This is a genomic window from Bacillus cereus group sp. BfR-BA-01350, assembly GCF_022663775.1.
GTDB classification, from domain to species: domain Bacteria; phylum Bacillota; class Bacilli; order Bacillales; family Bacillaceae_G; genus Bacillus_A; species Bacillus_A paranthracis.
The window spans coordinates 17,734-35,796 of the sequence record NZ_JAKUGD010000020.1; the positions used below are offsets into that span (position 1 = coordinate 17,734).

Consider the following 18,063-nt stretch of genomic DNA (forward strand, 5'->3'; position numbering starts at 1 on the left):
ATATCTTTTAAGTCAGTACGTCTTCGTTATCGGAGACGTTTTTTGAAAGATTTTATCCTTACAGATAAAATATGACGTGGGAGGGCAAATCACTGTCCAATTGACCACATCACGGACTTAAGGAGGTGTGTCTCGTGGCTAAAAAGGTAATTAAAATGGTAAAACTTCAAATTCCTGCAGGTAAAGCTAACCCAGCTCCACCAGTTGGTCCAGCATTAGGACAAGCAGGTGTTAACATCATGGGCTTCTGTAAAGAGTTTAACGCTCGTACAGCAGATCAAGCTGGTCTTATCATCCCTGTTGAAATTACGGTATTTGAGGACCGTTCATTCACTTTCATTACTAAAACTCCTCCTGCTGCTGTTCTTCTTAAGAAAGTAGCTGGTATTGAGTCTGGTTCTGGTGAACCAAACCGTAATAAAGTGGCAACTGTTAAGCGTGATAAAGTACGCGAAATCGCTGAAACTAAAATGCCTGACCTAAACGCTGCTAGCGTAGAAGCTGCAATGCGTATGGTTGAAGGTACTGCACGCAGTATGGGCATCGTTATCGAAGACTAATTCGATTTGTTTTTTAAAAAAGGTTGCGGGTCTGGAATTCCAATTCGCAACCTTTATTATCGTAAATGATTATCGTTTTTAAATAAATGGATGGCGCGCATCCTCAGGTTATACCTGAAAATAAGCGTAAACGTGGGAGGTTATTCCGCTAAAACCACATTCGAGGAGGAAATAAAAATGGCTAAAAGAGGTAAAAAGTACGTAGAAGCTGCAAAGCTTGTTGATCGTGCAGCTGCTTACTCTGCAACAGAAGCAGTAGAATTAGTAAAGAAAACAAACACAGCTAAATTTGATGCAACTGTAGAAGCTGCATTCCGTTTAGGTGTTGACCCTAAGAAAGCTGACCAACAAATCCGTGGTGCAGTTGTTCTTCCACACGGTACTGGTAAAGTACAACGTGTATTAGTATTCGCTAAAGGTGAAAAAGCTAAAGAAGCTGAAGCTGCTGGAGCTGACTTCGTAGGCGATGCTGATTACATCGGTAAAATCCAACAAGGTTGGTTCGATTTCGATGTAGTAGTAGCAACTCCTGACATGATGGGTGAAGTTGGTAAACTTGGTCGCGTATTAGGACCTAAAGGTTTAATGCCAAACCCTAAAACTGGAACAGTTACTTTCGATGTAACTAAAGCTGTTAACGAAATCAAAGCTGGTAAAGTTGAATACCGCGTTGATAAAGCTGGTAACATCCACGTTCCAATCGGTAAAGTATCTTTCGAAGATGCTAAATTAGTAGAAAACTTCAGAACAATTGCTGACACTTTACAAAAAGTTAAGCCAGCTGCTGCAAAAGGTACTTACATGAAGAACGTAACAGTTGCTTCTACAATGGGACCTGGCGTACGTGTAGACGTTTCTACATTAGCGTAAATTTTGGAAGTTGACTTCATAAAGAAGTTTTAATATAATCATTTATGTTGTGAATTTAATTAGTGTACCGTAGACAGTAGGTGTCAATAGACTTAATTTCCTACCTAGGTGTTAATATACGAAGCGGAATTTTTTTCTGTGACTATATGCCTCCATGTCTACAAGTTGGGCATGGAGGTTTTTAGTGCACTTTCGGTACATCTTCTATATAATCTACAGGAGGTGTAATAACATGAGCAAAGTAATCGAAACTAAACAACAAGTTGTAACTGAAATCGCGGACAAACTTCGCGCTAGTAAATCTACAATCGTTGTTGACTACCGTGGTTTAACAGTTTCTGAAGCAACAGAATTACGTAAGCAATTACGTGAAGCTGGCGTTGAGTTCAAAGTTTACAAAAACTCTCTAACTCGTCGTGCTGCAGAATCTGCTGAAATGGCTGAGTTAAATGAATTCTTAACAGGACCAAACGCAATCGCGTTCAGTAACGAGGATGTAGTTGCTCCTGCGAAAGTATTAAACGACTTCGCTAAAGATCATGAAGCTTTAGAAATTAAAGCGGGCGTAATCGAAGGTAAACTTGTAACACTTGATGAGGTTAAAGCTATCGCTACTCTTCCATCACGTGAAGGCTTACTTTCTATGCTTCTTAGCGTTCTTCAAGCTCCAATCCGTAACCTTGCACTTGCTACTAAAGCAGTTGCAGATCAAAAGGAAGAGCAAGGCGCTTAATTTTTTAAAAGATAATTACGTATTATCGATAAAACAATACAAACCTATTTAAGGGAGGATATTTACAATGACTAAAGAACAAATCATTGAAGCAGTTAAATCTATGACTGTATTAGAACTTAACGACTTAGTAAAAGCTATCGAGGAAGAATTCGGCGTAACTGCTGCTGCTCCTGTAGCTGTTGCTGGTGGCGCTGGAGAAGCTGCTGCTGAGAAAACTGAATTTGATGTGGAACTAACTAGCGCTGGTGCACAAAAAATCAAAGTTATCAAAGTTGTTCGTGAAATCACTGGTCTTGGCTTAAAAGAAGCTAAAGAATTAGTTGACAACACTCCAAAAGTAATCAAAGAAGCTGCTGCTAAAGAAGAAGCTGAAGAAATCAAAGCTAAACTTGAAGAAGTTGGCGCTGCTGTAGAAGTTAAGTAATTAACTTTTGATGCTTTAAAAAAAGCTCGCTCTCATGCGAGCTTTTTTTTTAACTGTAAAGAAAAGAGGTGGCCATATGGCAGACCATTATTTTTCTAACGACCCTTCTAGTAAAAGTGACCGTAAGCGGTGGGAATTTACCCTTCGTGGATCTCAATTTACTTTCTTATCTGACCGTGGGGTGTTCTCGAAAAACGAAGTGGACTTTGGTTCTCGTCTTTTAATTGAAGCGTTTCAAGTGCCAGGTATTAAAGGTGATATATTAGACGTAGGTTGTGGATATGGGCCAATTGGTTTATCGTTAGCGAAAGAGTTTCAAGACCGTAAAGTTCACATGGTGGATGTGAATGAAAGGGCGCTTGAGCTTGCGAAAGAAAATGCCGCTAATAATAAAATTGGAAATGTGCACATTTTTCAAAGTAGCGTCTATGAAAACGTAGATGGTATGTATGCTGCTATTCTATCTAATCCTCCAATTCGTGCAGGTAAAGATGTCGTGCATGAGATTTTAGAAAAAGCTGTAGAGCATTTAGTTCCGGGTGGAGAGTTGTGGATTGTTATTCAAAAGAAGCAAGGCGCGCCATCTGCACTGAAGAAACTAGAAGAAGTGTTTTCTGAAGTCGAAGTTGTAGAAAAGAAAAAAGGATATTATATCATAAAATCAAAAAAACGTTGACGGTTATTTTTGGCTATGTTAACATTATACAATGCCAATATATGATTTTCTGCGTTGAGAAAGATGTATATTTTTGTTTCTCTTGGAAAAGATAGTAAAATCAGCAGATTATGAAACAGAATGATGGTTTTCTTATAGAAGCCATTTTTCTTTTTTGAGCAGGTAGAAAGACTCAACGTATTTATCTTTAAGAGAAAAAAGACTACGCTAAATAGCAGTAGTTGTATTTATTTGTGATTTTGCACAAATTTTTTTGTGCATTTATAATACTCATGATTTGAGGGGTGAAGCAGTTGACAGGTCAACTAGTTCAATACGGACGCCACCGCCAACGAAGAAGTTATGCCCGTATTAGTGAAGTATTAGAGTTACCAAATCTTATCGAAATTCAAACCTCTTCTTATCAGTGGTTTCTTGATGAGGGTTTGCGAGAAATGTTCCAAGACATTTCTCCGATTGAAGACTTTACGGGAAATCTATCGCTTGAATTTATCGACTACAGCTTAGGTGAACCTAAATACTCTGTAGACGAATGCAAAGAGCGTGATGTGACGTATGCAGCACCACTTCGTGTAAAAGTGCGTCTAATCAACAAGGAAACTGGTGAAGTAAAAGAACAAGATGTGTTCATGGGAGATTTCCCACTCATGACAGAGACTGGAACATTCGTAATTAACGGTGCAGAACGTGTTATCGTTTCCCAGTTAGTTCGCTCTCCAAGCGTATACTATAGTGGCAAAGTGGATAAAAACGGAAAACGTGGTTTTACTGCTACTGTAATTCCAAACCGCGGAGCTTGGTTAGAGTATGAGACAGATGCTAAGGATGTTGTATATGTGCGTATTGACCGTACGCGTAAACTTCCTGTAACTGTTTTGTTACGCGCATTAGGGTTTGGCTCTGATCAAGAAATCACCGAGCTTTTAGGTGATAACGAATACTTAAGCAACACATTAGAAAAAGACAACACAGATAGCACAGAAAAAGCATTGCTTGAAATTTATGAGCGTCTACGCCCTGGTGAACCACCAACAGTAGAAAATGCTAAGAGCTTACTTGTGTCTCGTTTCTTCGATCCAAAGCGCTACGATTTAGCAAATGTAGGTCGCTACAAGATCAACAAGAAGTTACACATTAAAAACAGATTGTTTAATCAACGTTTAGCTGAAACATTAGTGGATCCAGAAACTGGTGAAATTTTAGCGACAGAAGGAACAATCTTAGATCGTCGTACACTTGATCGCATTTTACCTTACTTAGAGAAAAACATTGGATTCAAAACAGCGAAACCAATGGGTGGAGTGGTAGAAGGCGATGTTGAGCTGCAATCTATTAAGATTTATGCTCCTGAGTCAGAAGGCGAACGTGTAATTAATGTAATTGGTAATGCAAACATTACTCGTGATGTAAAACACATCACACCAGGTGATATCCTTGCTTCTATCAGTTACTTCTTCAACCTACTATACAAAGTAGGGGATACAGATGATATCGACCACTTAGGAAACCGTCGTCTGCGTTCTGTTGGAGAACTATTACAAAATCAATTCCGTATCGGTCTTTCTCGTATGGAACGTGTTGTTCGTGAGAGAATGTCGATCCAAGATACAAATGCAATTACACCACAGGCATTAATTAATATTCGTCCTGTTATTGCATCTATTAAAGAGTTCTTCGGAAGTTCTCAGTTATCTCAGTTCATGGACCAAACAAACCCATTAGCAGAGTTAACTCACAAACGAAGACTATCTGCATTAGGACCTGGTGGTTTAACGCGTGAGCGCGCAGGCTTTGAAGTACGTGACGTTCACTACTCACACTATGGTCGTATGTGTCCGATTGAAACACCAGAGGGACCAAACATCGGTTTGATTAACTCATTATCTTCATTCGCGAAAGTAAATGAGTTTGGTTTCATTGAAACACCATACCGTCGTGTTGACCCAGAAACTGGTCTTGTAACAGGGCATGTTGATTATTTAACAGCAGATGAAGAAGATAATTATGTTGTAGCCCAAGCGAATATGAAATTATCTGAAGAAGGAGAATTCCTTGATGAAGATATCGTAGCTCGTTTCCGTGGTGAAAACATTGTCACAAATAAAGAACGCATCGACTACATGGATGTATCACCAAAACAAGTAGTGTCGGCAGCGACAGCTTGTATTCCGTTCTTAGAAAACGATGACTCTAACCGCGCACTTATGGGAGCGAACATGCAACGTCAGGCGGTTCCGTTAATGAATCCGGAATCTCCGATTGTAGGTACAGGTATGGAGTACGTATCAGCAAAAGACTCAGGTGCTGCAGTAATCTGTAAACACCCTGGTGTTGTTGAACGCGTAGAAGCACGTGAAGTTTGGGTACGTCGCTATGTAGAAGTTGACGGTCAAACAGTAAAAGGCGACTTAGATCGCTACAAAATGCAAAAATTCATTCGTTCTAACCAAGGAACTTGCTACAACCAACGTCCAATCGTAAGTGTTGGAAATGAAGTTGTAAAAGGTGAAATCCTTGCGGATGGTCCTTCTATGGAATTAGGTGAACTAGCACTTGGACGTAACGTGCTTGTTGGCTTCATGACTTGGGACGGTTATAACTACGAGGATGCGATCATTATGAGTGAGCGCCTTGTAAAAGATGATGTGTATACTTCTATTCATATTGAAGAATATGAGTCAGAAGCTCGTGATACGAAGCTTGGACCAGAAGAAATCACACGTGATATTCCAAACGTTGGGGAAGATGCATTACGCAACCTTGACGAGCGCGGTATCATTCGCGTTGGTGCGGAAGTAAAAGATGGAGATTTACTTGTTGGTAAAGTAACACCTAAAGGTGTAACAGAATTAACAGCTGAAGAACGTCTATTACATGCTATCTTTGGAGAAAAAGCGCGTGAAGTACGTGATACATCACTACGTGTACCACACGGTGGTGGCGGTATTATCTTAGACGTAAAAGTATTCAACCGTGAAGATGGCGACGAATTGCCACCAGGCGTGAATCAACTTGTGCGTGCATATATCGTTCAAAAACGTAAAATTTCTGAAGGTGACAAGATGGCCGGACGTCACGGTAACAAAGGTGTTATCTCTCGTATTTTACCAGAAGAAGATATGCCTTACTTACCAGACGGTACGCCAATCGATATCATGTTAAACCCATTAGGGGTACCATCTCGTATGAATATCGGTCAGGTATTAGAGCTTCATCTTGGTATGGCAGCAAGATACCTTGGCATTCACATTGCAACACCAGTATTCGATGGTGCTCGTGAGGAAGATGTTTGGGGCACAATTGAAGAAGCTGGTATGGCAAATGACGCGAAAACAATCCTGTATGACGGACGTACTGGTGAACCATTCGATAACCGTGTATCTGTTGGTGTCATGTATATGATCAAACTTGCGCACATGGTTGACGATAAACTTCATGCTCGTTCTACTGGACCATACTCACTTGTAACGCAGCAGCCTCTTGGAGGTAAAGCTCAGTTCGGTGGACAGCGTTTCGGTGAGATGGAGGTTTGGGCACTTGAAGCTTATGGTGCTGCTTATACTCTTCAAGAAATCTTAACAGTGAAGTCTGATGATGTTGTTGGACGTGTTAAGACGTATGAAGCAATTGTTAAAGGCGAAAATGTTCCAGAACCAGGCGTTCCTGAATCATTCAAAGTATTGATTAAAGAGCTGCAAAGTTTAGGTATGGACGTTAAAATGATGTCTAGCGACGATACAGAAATTGAAATGCGTGATACGGAAGATGACGATGATCATCAATCAGCAGACAAATTGAATGTCGAAGTTGAGACAACTAAGGAATAATTGGGATAACCTGTAGACTAAAAGGGAGGTAGGCCCCTTGATAGATGTAAATAACTTTGAATATATGAAGATTGGACTTGCTTCACCTGACAAGATTCGTTCTTGGTCATACGGTGAAGTTAAGAAACCAGAAACAATTAACTATCGTACGTTAAAGCCTGAAAAAGATGGCTTGTTCTGTGAGCGTATTTTCGGACCACAAAAGGACTGGGAATGTCATTGCGGAAAATACAAACGTGTACGTTATAAAGGTGTAGTTTGTGATCGATGTGGTGTTGAAGTAACGCGTGCGAAAGTGCGTCGTGAACGTATGGGTCATATCGAATTAGCTGCTCCTGTATCTCATATTTGGTATTTCAAAGGTATCCCGAGCCGCATGGGACTTGTCTTAGACATGTCCCCTCGCGCGCTTGAAGAAGTAATTTATTTCGCTTCTTATGTTGTAACAGAAAGTGGAGATACACCACTTGATAAGAAGCAATTACTTTCTGAAAAAGAATACCGTGCATATCGTGATCGATATGGTAGCACATTCCAAGCTGCTATGGGTGCAGAAGCGATTAAAAAGCTATTACAAGACATCGATTTAGATAAAGAGGTAGACTTCTTAAAAGAAGAATTAAAAACAGCACAAGGACAACGCCGTACTCGTGCTATTAAACGTCTAGAAGTATTAGAAGCATTCCGTAACTCTGGAAATGAGCCATCTTGGATGATCTTAGATGTTCTACCAGTAATCCCACCAGAACTACGCCCAATGGTACAGTTAGATGGTGGACGTTTTGCTACTTCTGACTTAAACGACTTATACCGTCGTGTAATTAACCGTAATAACCGTTTAAAACGTCTATTGGACTTAGGTGCACCAAGCATTATCGTTCAGAACGAAAAACGTATGTTACAAGAAGCTGTAGACGCATTAATCGATAATGGTCGTCGTGGCCGTCCAGTTACTGGACCAGGTAACCGTCCATTAAAATCTCTATCTCACATGCTTAAAGGTAAACAAGGACGTTTCCGTCAAAACTTATTAGGTAAACGTGTTGACTACTCTGGTCGTTCTGTAATCGTTGTAGGACCGAACTTAAAGATGTATCAATGTGGATTACCGAAAGAGATGGCGCTTGAACTGTTCAAACCTTTCGTAATGAAAGAGTTAGTTGAAAAAGGATTAGCACACAACATTAAGAGTGCGAAACGTAAAATCGAGCGTGTACAACCTGAAGTTTGGGACGTTTTAGAATCTGTGATTAAAGAACATCCAGTACTTCTAAACCGCGCACCAACACTTCACCGTCTTGGTATTCAGGCGTTTGAACCTACATTAGTAGAAGGTCGCGCAATCCGTCTTCACCCACTTGTATGTACTGCATACAACGCGGACTTTGACGGTGACCAAATGGCCGTTCACGTACCTTTATCATCAGAAGCGCAAGCAGAAGCTCGTCTTCTTATGTTAGCGGCACAAAACATCTTGAACCCGAAAGACGGTAAACCAGTTGTTACTCCATCTCAGGATATGGTATTAGGTAACTACTACTTAACACTTGAGCGTGAAGGTGCAATCGGTGAAGGTATGGTCTTCAAAGATGCGAACGAAGCATTACTTGCATATCAAAATGGATATGTACATCTTCATACGCGTGTTGCAGTAGCTGCAAGTGCAGTAAACAACGCAACATTTACTGAAGAGCAAAAGAGTATGCTTCTATTAACAACAGTTGGTAAATTAATATTTAACGAAATCTTACCAGAGTCGTTCCCTTATATTAACGAACCAACAAATTCAAACCTTGAAAAAGAAACACCAGCGAAATATTTCGTTGAAAAAGGTGCGAACATTAAAGAGATTATTGCTAGTCGCGAAGAAGTGGCGCCATTCAGTAAGAAAATCCTTGGTAACATCATTGCGGAAGTGTTTAAACGTTTCAAAATTACAGAAACGTCTCGCATGCTTGACCGTATGAAAAACTTAGGATTCAAATACTCTACAAAAGCTGGTATTACAGTTGGGGTATCTGACATTCTTGTATTAGGTGAAAAAGATGAAATTCTCCACGAAGCACAAGCAAAAGTAGATAATGTAATTAAACAATTCCGTCGCGGTTTAATCACGGAAGAAGAACGTTACGATCGCGTTATCTCTATTTGGAGTAATGCAAAAGATGTTATCCAAGGAAAACTGATGAAATCCTTGAATAAACGCAACCCAATCTTCATGATGAGTGATTCTGGTGCCCGTGGTAACGCATCGAACTTTACTCAGCTTGCTGGTATGCGTGGTCTGATGGCCAATCCATCTGGTCGTATCATCGAACTTCCAATCAAATCAAGTTTCCGTGAAGGTTTAACAGTACTTGAGTACTTCATCTCTACGCATGGTGCGCGTAAAGGTCTTGCCGATACAGCACTGAAAACTGCCGATTCTGGTTACTTAACACGTCGTCTTGTTGACGTTGCACAAGATGTAATCGTTCGTGAAGATGATTGTGGAACAGATCGCGGTTTATTAATTGGTGCGATTAAAGAGGGTAATGAAGTTATTGAGTCATTATATGATCGTCTTGTTGGACGTTTTGCAAGAAAAACTGTAAAACATCCTGAAACAGGTGAAGTATTAGTTGCTGAAAATCAATTAATTACTGAAGATATCGCTCATATCGTTGAAAACTCGGGTGTTGAAACTGTAAACATTCGTTCAGCGTTTACGTGTAACACTCGCCACGGTGTATGTAAGAAGTGTTACGGTCGTAACTTAGCAACTGGAACAGACGTAGAAGTAGGGGAAGCGGTAGGTATTATCGCAGCTCAATCTATCGGTGAGCCAGGTACACAGTTAACGATGCGTACGTTCCATACAGGTGGGGTTGCCGGAGATGATATCACTCAAGGTTTACCTCGTATCCAAGAGATCTTCGAAGCTCGTAATCCGAAAGGTCAGGCTGTTATCAGTGAAATCGACGGTGTTATCGCAGCGATCAACGATGTTAAAGATCGCCAAGAAGTAGTTGTACAGGGTGAAGTTGAAGCTCGTACGTATGCTATTCCTTACGGTGCACGTCTGAAAGTAATTCCAGGACAGAAAATTAGCCACGGTAAAGAGTTAACAGAAGGTTCTATTGATCCGAAAGAATTACTAAAAGTAACGGACATTACGGCAGTTCAAGAATACTTATTACGTGAAGTTCAAAAAGTATACCGTATGCAAGGGGTAGAAATTGGTGACAAACACGTAGAAGTAATGGTACGCCAAATGTTACGTAAAGTACGTGTAAGTGATGCAGGTGAAACAGATGTATTACCAGGAACATTACTAGATATCCATCAGTTTACTGATGCGAATGCGAAGGTGTTACTGCAAGGTAAACAACCAGCAACAGCTAGACCTGTTCTACTTGGTATTACAAAAGCTTCACTCGAAACAGATTCATTCTTATCTGCAGCATCGTTCCAAGAAACAACTCGTGTCTTAACTGATGCAGCGATTAAGGGTAAACGCGATGAGCTTCTAGGATTGAAAGAAAATGTTATTATCGGTAAACTTGTTCCTGCTGGAACAGGTATGAATCGTTATCGCAAAGTGGATCTTGTTAAAACTACACAAGATGACATGAATGTAGAAAACGATGAAGTTTATGTGGAACAGTAAAATTTTCCGTCGTAAATTTTGTATAAAAACAGTTAATCCTAGTTGACATTGTATGAGTCAAAATGTTACTATAAGCAAGGTTGCTCCTGAACGATGCTTTGGAGGATATTTATATGTCTTATCAAAAAGTGTCAAATGCTGAAAATGTAGTCGTTGGTCATAAACGTACATTGGAAGCAATCAAAAATGGTATAGTTAAAGAAGTTGTCATTGCGGAAGATGCTGATATGCGGTTAACCCATGTTATCATTCGCACTGCATTGCAACATAACATACCCATAACCAAAGTTGAATCAGTTCGTAAACTTGGAAAAGTTGCGGGGATTCAAGTGGGAGCTTCAGCAATAGGAATAATAAGTTAAAACTGTTTTTGTGAGGAGAGAGCATTTGCTCTCCCTTGCAAAAACTTTGTTTTCAACTAATAATGAACCACCTGGATATGTGGTCATACAAACATGCGAAGGGAGGATAATCAAATGCCTACTATTAACCAATTAGTGAGAAATGGTCGTACTGATAAAGTATGGAAATCTAAATCACCTGCGTTAAACAAAGGTTTTAACTCTTTAAAGAAAAAATCAACTGATATCTCTGCACCTCAAAAACGTGGTGTATGTACTCGTGTTGGTACAATGACTCCAAAGAAACCTAACTCAGCGTTACGTAAATATGCTCGTGTTCGTTTAACAAATGGTATTGAAGTAACAGCATACATCCCAGGTATCGGTCACAACTTACAAGAGCACAGCGTAGTATTAATTCGCGGTGGTCGTGTAAAAGACTTACCAGGGGTACGTTACCACATCGTTCGTGGTGCGCTTGATACAGCTGGTGTTGACAAGCGTATGCAAGGCCGTTCTAAATACGGTACTAAAAAGCCTAAAGCGGCTAAGAAATAATAACTTTTTAATGAAAGGAGGAACTCAATATGCCTCGTAAAGGACCTGTTGCAAAACGTGACGTGTTACCAGATCCAATGTACAATTCGAAGCTAGTAACACGCCTTATCAACAAAATGATGGTTGACGGTAAAAAAGGTAAATCTCAAACAATTCTTTATAATGCGTTCGATATCGTAAGCGAACGTACTGGTAAAGAGCCAATGGAAGTATTCGAGCAAGCTCTTAAGAACATTATGCCTGTTCTTGAAGTACGCGCTCGTCGTGTTGGTGGTGCTAACTACCAAGTTCCAGTTGAGGTTCGTCCAGAACGCCGTACAACTTTAGGTCTTCGTTGGTTAGTAAACTACGCTCGTCTTCGTGGTGAAAAAACTATGGAAGAGCGTCTTGCTAACGAAATCTTAGATGCAGCTAACAACGCTGGTGCATCTGTTAAGAAACGTGAAGACACTCATAAAATGGCAGAAGCTAACAAAGCATTTGCTCATTACCGTTGGTAGGATTCAACGTAAAATAAATGTAAGCATAAACCGCTTTATTTGTCGCTTATGGAAGTGTGGAGAGGGAGAATGCCTCTCCCTTTCGTTGGGCGCTCGTTTTACATAATGAGGGTACTGGACATACTGACATGTGTAACAATATAAAGTGGCTTTTTTGCTACTTAAAATAAAAAATCCAATCCATATATGGAAGGAGCAAGACACCAAATGGCAAGAGAGTTCTCTTTAGAAAACACTCGTAATATTGGTATCATGGCTCACATCGATGCTGGTAAAACAACAGCTACTGAGCGTATTCTGTATTACACAGGACGTATTCACAAAATCGGTGAAACTCACGAAGGTGCATCTCAGATGGACTGGATGGAGCAAGAGCAAGAGCGTGGTATCACAATTACTTCTGCTGCAACTACAGCACAATGGAAAGGTCACCGTGTAAACATCATTGACACTCCAGGTCACGTAGATTTCACAGTAGAAGTAGAACGTTCTTTACGCGTACTTGATGGCGCAGTAGCAGTACTTGATGCACAATCTGGTGTAGAACCACAAACAGAAACTGTTTGGCGTCAGGCTACTACTTACGGCGTACCTCGTATCGTATTCGTTAACAAAATGGATAAAATCGGTGCAGATTTCTTATACTCTGTAGGAACAATCCACGATCGTTTACAAGCAAACGCACACCCAATTCAGTTACCAATCGGTGCTGAAGATGAGTTCAATGGTATCATTGACCTTGTTGAAGAATGTGCTTACATGTACGGTAACGATTTAGGAACAGACATTCAACGTGTTGAAATTCCTGAAGAGCATAAAGAACTAGCTGAAGAATACCGTGGAAAACTTATTGAAGCGGTAGCTGAGCTTGATGAAGAAATGATGATGAAGTACCTAGAAGGTGAAGAAATCACTGTAGAAGAGCTTAAAGCTGGTATCCGTAAGGCTACAACTTCTGTAGAATTCTTCCCAGTAATCTGTGGTTCTGCATTCAAAAACAAAGGTGTTCAAATTCTGTTAGACGCAGTTATCGACTACCTACCATCTCCATTAGATGTACCTGCAATCAAAGGTACTCTTCCGGATACAGATGAAGAAGTAGAACGTAAGTCTAGCGATGAAGAGCCTTTCTCAGCTCTAGCATTCAAAATCATGACTGACCCTTATGTTGGTAAGTTAACATTCTTCCGTGTGTACTCTGGTGTGTTAAACTCTGGATCATACGTGAAAAACTCAACTAAAGGTAAGCGTGAGCGTGTAGGTCGTATCCTACAAATGCACGCTAACAGCCGTGAAGAGATCTCAACAGTTTACGCTGGTGATATCGCTGCTGCTGTAGGTTTAAAAGATACTACTACTGGTGATACTCTTTGTGACGAGAAGAGCCTTGTTATCCTTGAGTCTATGGAATTCCCAGAGCCAGTTATCTCTGTAGCTATCGAACCAAAATCAAAAGCTGACCAAGATAAAATGGGTACAGCATTATCTAAGCTTTCTGAAGAAGATCCAACATTCCGTGCTCACACTGACCAAGAAACTGGCCAAACAATCATCGCTGGTATGGGTGAACTTCACCTTGATATCATCGTTGACCGTATGCGCCGTGAATTCAAAGTTGAAGCAAACGTTGGTGCTCCTCAGGTAGCATACCGTGAGACTTTCCGCGCTGCTGCGAAAGTTGAAGGTAAGTTCGCTCGTCAATCTGGTGGACGTGGACAATTTGGTCACGTTTGGATTGAGTTTGAACCTAATGAAGAAGGTAAAGGATTCGAATTCGAAAACAAGATCGTCGGTGGTGTTGTTCCACGTGAATACATCCCAGCTGTAGGCGCAGGTCTTGAAGATGCACTTAAAAATGGTGTACTTGCTGGATATCCAGTAGTAGACATTAAAGCTGCATTAGTTGACGGATCTTACCATGATGTCGATTCATCTGAGATGGCGTTCAAAATCGCTGCATCTATGGCACTTAAAGCTGCGGTTTCTAAATGTAACCCAGTAATTCTTGAGCCAATGATGAAAGTTGAAGTTGTAATTCCTGAAGAGTACATGGGTGACATTATGGGTGACGTAACATCTCGTCGTGGACGTGTAGAAGGTATGGAAGCTCGCGGTAACGCTCAAGTTGTTCGCGCTATGGTTCCGCTTTCTGAAATGTTCGGTTATGCAACGTCATTACGTTCTAACACTCAAGGACGCGGAACATTCTCTATGGTGTTTGACCACTATGAAGAAGTACCAAAGTCTGTTTCTGAAGAAATTATCAAAAAAAATAAAGGTGAATAATTGATTTTTATCGATTCTTCACGTATAACTACTTATGTAAGCTTAGAAAGTGGGACGCAAGTTTCGCTTTCTAGCCTAAATATAAAATAACCTATATAAACTAAGGAGGAATTTAGAATGGCTAAAGCTAAATTCGAACGTTCTAAACCCCATGTTAACATCGGTACAATCGGCCACGTTGACCATGGTAAAACTACATTAACTGCTGCGATCACTACAGTACTTGCAAAAGCTGGTGGTGCTGAAGCACGCGGATACGATCAAATCGATGCTGCTCCAGAAGAAAGAGAGCGCGGTATCACAATCTCAACTGCACACGTTGAGTACGAAACTGAAACTCGTCACTATGCACACGTTGACTGCCCAGGTCACGCTGACTATGTTAAAAACATGATCACTGGTGCTGCTCAAATGGACGGCGGTATCTTAGTAGTATCTGCTGCTGATGGCCCAATGCCTCAAACTCGTGAGCACATCCTTCTTTCTCGTCAAGTAGGTGTACCTTACATCGTTGTATTCTTAAACAAATGCGACATGGTAGACGACGAAGAATTATTAGAATTAGTAGAAATGGAAGTTCGCGACCTATTATCTGAATACGGATTCCCAGGCGACGACATTCCTGTAATCAAAGGTTCTGCTCTTAAAGCTCTTCAAGGAGAAGCTGATTGGGAAGCAAAAATCATTGAATTAATGGCTGAAGTTGATGCTTACATCCCAACTCCAGAACGTGAAACTGACAAACCATTCTTAATGCCTGTAGAGGACGTATTCTCTATCACAGGTCGTGGTACAGTTGCTACTGGTCGTGTTGAGCGCGGTATCGTTAAAGTTGGTGACGTAGTAGAAATCATCGGTCTTGCTGAAGAAAATGCTTCTACAACTGTAACTGGTGTAGAGATGTTCCGTAAACTTCTTGACCAAGCTCAAGCTGGAGACAACATCGGTGCTTTACTTCGTGGGGTTGCTCGTGAAGACATCCAACGTGGACAAGTACTTGCAAAAAGCGGTTCTGTAAAAGCTCACGCTAAATTCAAAGCTGAAGTTTTCGTATTATCTAAAGAAGAAGGTGGACGTCACACTCCATTCTTCGCTAACTACCGTCCTCAGTTCTACTTCCGTACAACTGACGTAACTGGTATCATTCAATTACCAGAAGGTACTGAAATGGTAATGCCTGGTGACAACATCGAAATGACTATCGAACTTATCGCTCCAATCGCTATCGAAGAGGGAACTAAATTCTCTATTCGTGAAGGTGGACGTACAGTAGGTTACGGCGTAGTTGCTACTATCGTTGAGTAATCTTAACTGATATAAAAAACCCCGAGGGATTTTCCCTTGGGGTTTTTGTTTGTGTTTATATAATAAATGAAATCATATTTTTATGTTTTGACGAGTTTCTTCTATAGTATATAAAAAGTAATAAACAAAATCCAGAAACTGTAAAATGAATTCTACTAGATGAAAACTTGAAATTCTTTAAAGTGCCATGTATAATAGCAAAAGTAGAGAAAAGCAGATGCAAACAAAAAGATGCTTGCATCTAGACGAATAACATTGTATAATAGACAATGTTGGTCTTTGACTGCGATGAAGTGGAAGGTTGCTGACACACCCGGCCGCTTTGCCATGGCATGGTGTGAGGAAATTTCCATGGAGAAGGTCTATTTTAGAAATAGGCGAACGAAGGAGGGAAAATAATGGCAAAAGAAAAAATTCGTATCCGTTTAAAAGCTTACGATCACCGTATTCTTGATCAGTCAGCTGAGAAAATTGTAGAAACAGCTAAGCGTTCTGGGGCAACAGTTTCTGGTCCGATCCCATTACCAACTGAAAAAACTGTTTACACAATTCTTCGTGCTGTTCATAAGTACAAAGATTCTCGTGAGCAATTCGAAATGCGCACGCACAAACGTCTAATCGACATCGTGAGTCCTACTCCACAAACAGTAGATTCATTAATGCGTTTAGACTTACCATCTGGTGTAGATATCGAAATCAAACTATAATTTATATAACTTAAAAATGTAGGAGGTGTAACTCATGACCAAAGGAATCTTAGGAAGAAAGATCGGTATGACTCAAGTATTTGCTGAGAACGGTGAGTTAATCCCAGTAACAGTTATCGCTGCTAATCCAAACGTTGTTCTTCAAAAGAAAACAACTGAAACTGATGGCTACAACGCAATTCAGTTAGGATTTGAAGATAAACGTGAAAAGTTAACTAACAAACCTGAACAAGGCCACACTGCTAAAGCATCTACAACTCCTAAGCGCTTCATTCGCGAAATCCGCGATGCAGACGTGGACGGATTAGAGGTTGGTCAAGAGGTAAAAGTTGACGTATTCGCTACAGGTGAAATCGTTGATGTAACAGGAATTTCTAAAGGTAAAGGTTTCCAAGGTGTTATCAAACGCCACGGACAATCTCGCGGACCTATGTCTCATGGTTCTCGCTATCACCGTCGTCCAGGTTCAATGGGCCCAGTTGCTCCGAACCGTGTATTCAAAGGCAAAAAACTTGCTGGACGTATGGGTGGAGACCAAGTTACTATCCAAAACTTAGAAATCGTTCAAGTTGACACTGAGCGCAACTTATTACTAGTAAAAGGTAACGTTCCAGGTGCTAAGAAATCTCTTGTAGTTGTTCAAGGCGCTGTGAAGGTTAGCAAATAATTCACAATAGGAAGGAGGAATTCCAATGCCAAAAGTTACTGTATATAACCAAACTGGTTCACAGGTTGGTGAAATCGAATTAGCTGAAGCTATTTTCGGTATCGAACCAAATGAAGCTGTACTTTTCGAAGCTGTAATGATGCAACGTGCATCTTTACGTCAAGGTACACACAAAGTAAAAACTCGCTCTGAAGTTCGCGGTGGTGGTCGTAAACCATGGCGTCAAAAAGGAACTGGACGTGCTCGTCAAGGGTCTATCCGCTCTCCTCAATGGCGTGGTGGTGGTACGGTATTCGGACCTACACCAAGAAGCTATGCGTACAAACTTCCTAAGAAAGTTCGTCGTTTAGCAATCAAATCTGCATTAGCTACTAAAGTAGTTGAGAACAACATTGTAGTTCTTGAAGACCTAGTGTTAAATGCACCAAAAACAAAAGATATGCTAGCAGTACTTAAAGGATTAACTGTTGAGAAGAAAGCTCTTATCGTAACTGCTGATGCAAACGAATCTGTAGAGTTATCTGCTCGCAATATCCCTGGAGTAACAGTAATCACTGCTGATGGCGTAAACGTTTTAGACGTGCTTCATCATGATAAGCTAATCATGACAAAAGCGGCAGTGGAAAAAGTAGAGGAGGTGCTTGCATAATGAGAGATCCTCGTGATATCATTAAGCGCCCAGTTATCACTGAACGTTCTATGGAAATGATGGCTGAAAAAAAATACACGTTCGATGTGGACGTTAAATCTAATAAAACAGAAGTTAAAGATGCTCTAGAAGCGATCTTTGGTGTTAAAGTAGAAAAAGTGAACATCATGAACTACAAGCCGAAAGCAAAACGCGTTGGTCGTCACGCTGGTTTTACTAGCCGTCGTCGTAAAGCAATCGTTAAGCTAACTGCTGACAGCAAAGAAATCGAAATCTTCCAAGGCGTTTAATTCTTACTAAAGAAGGAG

16 protein-coding genes and 1 other annotated feature are annotated in these 18,063 nt (G+C 40.6%); all 16 genes read left to right on the forward strand.

Annotated features, from left to right (window positions below; genetic code table 11):
* Nucleotides 1-134 precede the first annotated feature (134 nt).
* The 16 genes from rplK to rplW all read left to right on the forward strand — a co-directional run bounded on the left by rplK (nucleotide 135) and on the right by rplW (nucleotide 18,045).
* Nucleotides 135-560 (forward strand): 50S ribosomal protein L11, encoded by a 426-nt coding sequence (gene rplK / locus MR147_RS25445; protein WP_001085872.1) that lies wholly within the window; start codon nucleotides 135-137, stop codon nucleotides 558-560.
* Between the two features lie 177 nt (nucleotides 561-737).
* Nucleotides 738-1,430: a 50S ribosomal protein L1 gene (rplA, locus tag MR147_RS25450; RefSeq protein ID WP_002020168.1), complete on the forward strand. Its 693-nt coding sequence runs from the start codon at nucleotides 738-740 to the stop codon at nucleotides 1,428-1,430.
* 49 nt (nucleotides 1,431-1,479) lie between these two features.
* Nucleotides 1,480-1,623: a sequence feature (ribosomal protein L10 leader region), on the forward strand.
* A gap of 39 nt (nucleotides 1,624-1,662) precedes the next feature.
* Complete coding sequence (gene rplJ / locus MR147_RS25455; protein WP_000048716.1) at nucleotides 1,663-2,163, forward strand: 50S ribosomal protein L10; 501 nt, start codon at nucleotides 1,663-1,665, stop codon at nucleotides 2,161-2,163.
* Nucleotides 2,164-2,230: 67 nt separating this feature from the next.
* Nucleotides 2,231-2,590, forward strand: coding sequence for a 50S ribosomal protein L7/L12 (gene rplL / locus MR147_RS25460; RefSeq protein ID WP_000159736.1), 360 nt, complete (start codon nucleotides 2,231-2,233; stop codon nucleotides 2,588-2,590).
* A gap of 76 nt (nucleotides 2,591-2,666) precedes the next feature.
* Nucleotides 2,667-3,266: a class I SAM-dependent methyltransferase gene (locus MR147_RS25465; protein WP_242304848.1), complete on the forward strand. Its 600-nt coding sequence runs from the start codon at nucleotides 2,667-2,669 to the stop codon at nucleotides 3,264-3,266.
* A gap of 293 nt (nucleotides 3,267-3,559) precedes the next feature.
* Nucleotides 3,560-7,093, forward strand: a complete 3,534-nt coding sequence (gene rpoB / locus MR147_RS25470; RefSeq protein WP_074610579.1) for a DNA-directed RNA polymerase subunit beta — start codon at nucleotides 3,560-3,562, stop codon at nucleotides 7,091-7,093.
* A 37-nt stretch (nucleotides 7,094-7,130) separates the two neighbouring features.
* Entirely contained in the window at nucleotides 7,131-10,742 is a 3,612-nt protein-coding gene (gene rpoC, locus MR147_RS25475) for a DNA-directed RNA polymerase subunit beta' (protein WP_000567937.1), read from the forward strand.
* A gap of 113 nt (nucleotides 10,743-10,855) precedes the next feature.
* The gene (locus tag MR147_RS25480; RefSeq protein WP_000121830.1) at nucleotides 10,856-11,104 is read left to right on the forward strand and encodes a 50S ribosomal protein L7ae-like protein; all 249 of its coding nucleotides are present in this window, start codon (nucleotides 10,856-10,858) and stop codon (nucleotides 11,102-11,104) included.
* A gap of 114 nt (nucleotides 11,105-11,218) precedes the next feature.
* Nucleotides 11,219-11,641, forward strand: a complete 423-nt coding sequence (rpsL, locus tag MR147_RS25485) for a 30S ribosomal protein S12 (RefSeq protein ID WP_001142340.1) — start codon at nucleotides 11,219-11,221, stop codon at nucleotides 11,639-11,641.
* Nucleotides 11,642-11,670: 29 nt separating this feature from the next.
* Nucleotides 11,671-12,141: a 30S ribosomal protein S7 gene (gene rpsG / locus MR147_RS25490; RefSeq protein WP_001137493.1), complete on the forward strand. Its 471-nt coding sequence runs from the start codon at nucleotides 11,671-11,673 to the stop codon at nucleotides 12,139-12,141.
* Between the two features lie 207 nt (nucleotides 12,142-12,348).
* A complete protein-coding gene (fusA, locus tag MR147_RS25495; protein ID WP_000090372.1) occupies nucleotides 12,349-14,427 on the forward strand; it encodes an elongation factor G in 2,079 nt (692 codons plus the stop codon).
* 117 nt (nucleotides 14,428-14,544) lie between these two features.
* The gene (tuf, locus tag MR147_RS25500) at nucleotides 14,545-15,732 is read left to right on the forward strand and encodes an elongation factor Tu (protein ID WP_001029614.1); all 1,188 of its coding nucleotides are present in this window, start codon (nucleotides 14,545-14,547) and stop codon (nucleotides 15,730-15,732) included.
* Between the two features lie 398 nt (nucleotides 15,733-16,130).
* Nucleotides 16,131-16,439, forward strand: a complete 309-nt coding sequence (gene rpsJ, locus MR147_RS25505) for a 30S ribosomal protein S10 (protein WP_001040596.1) — start codon at nucleotides 16,131-16,133, stop codon at nucleotides 16,437-16,439.
* A gap of 34 nt (nucleotides 16,440-16,473) precedes the next feature.
* Nucleotides 16,474-17,106: a 50S ribosomal protein L3 gene (gene rplC, locus MR147_RS25510; RefSeq protein WP_000160207.1), complete on the forward strand. Its 633-nt coding sequence runs from the start codon at nucleotides 16,474-16,476 to the stop codon at nucleotides 17,104-17,106.
* Between the two features lie 25 nt (nucleotides 17,107-17,131).
* On the forward strand, nucleotides 17,132-17,755 hold the full coding sequence (gene rplD, locus MR147_RS25515) for a 50S ribosomal protein L4 (RefSeq protein ID WP_001127258.1): 624 nt from the start codon (nucleotides 17,132-17,134) through the stop codon (nucleotides 17,753-17,755).
* The gene (gene rplW / locus MR147_RS25520; RefSeq protein WP_001205558.1) at nucleotides 17,755-18,045 is read left to right on the forward strand and encodes a 50S ribosomal protein L23; all 291 of its coding nucleotides are present in this window, start codon (nucleotides 17,755-17,757) and stop codon (nucleotides 18,043-18,045) included. The genes rplD and rplW overlap by 1 nt, the downstream gene beginning before the upstream one ends.
* Nucleotides 18,046-18,063: the final 18 nt, after the last annotated feature.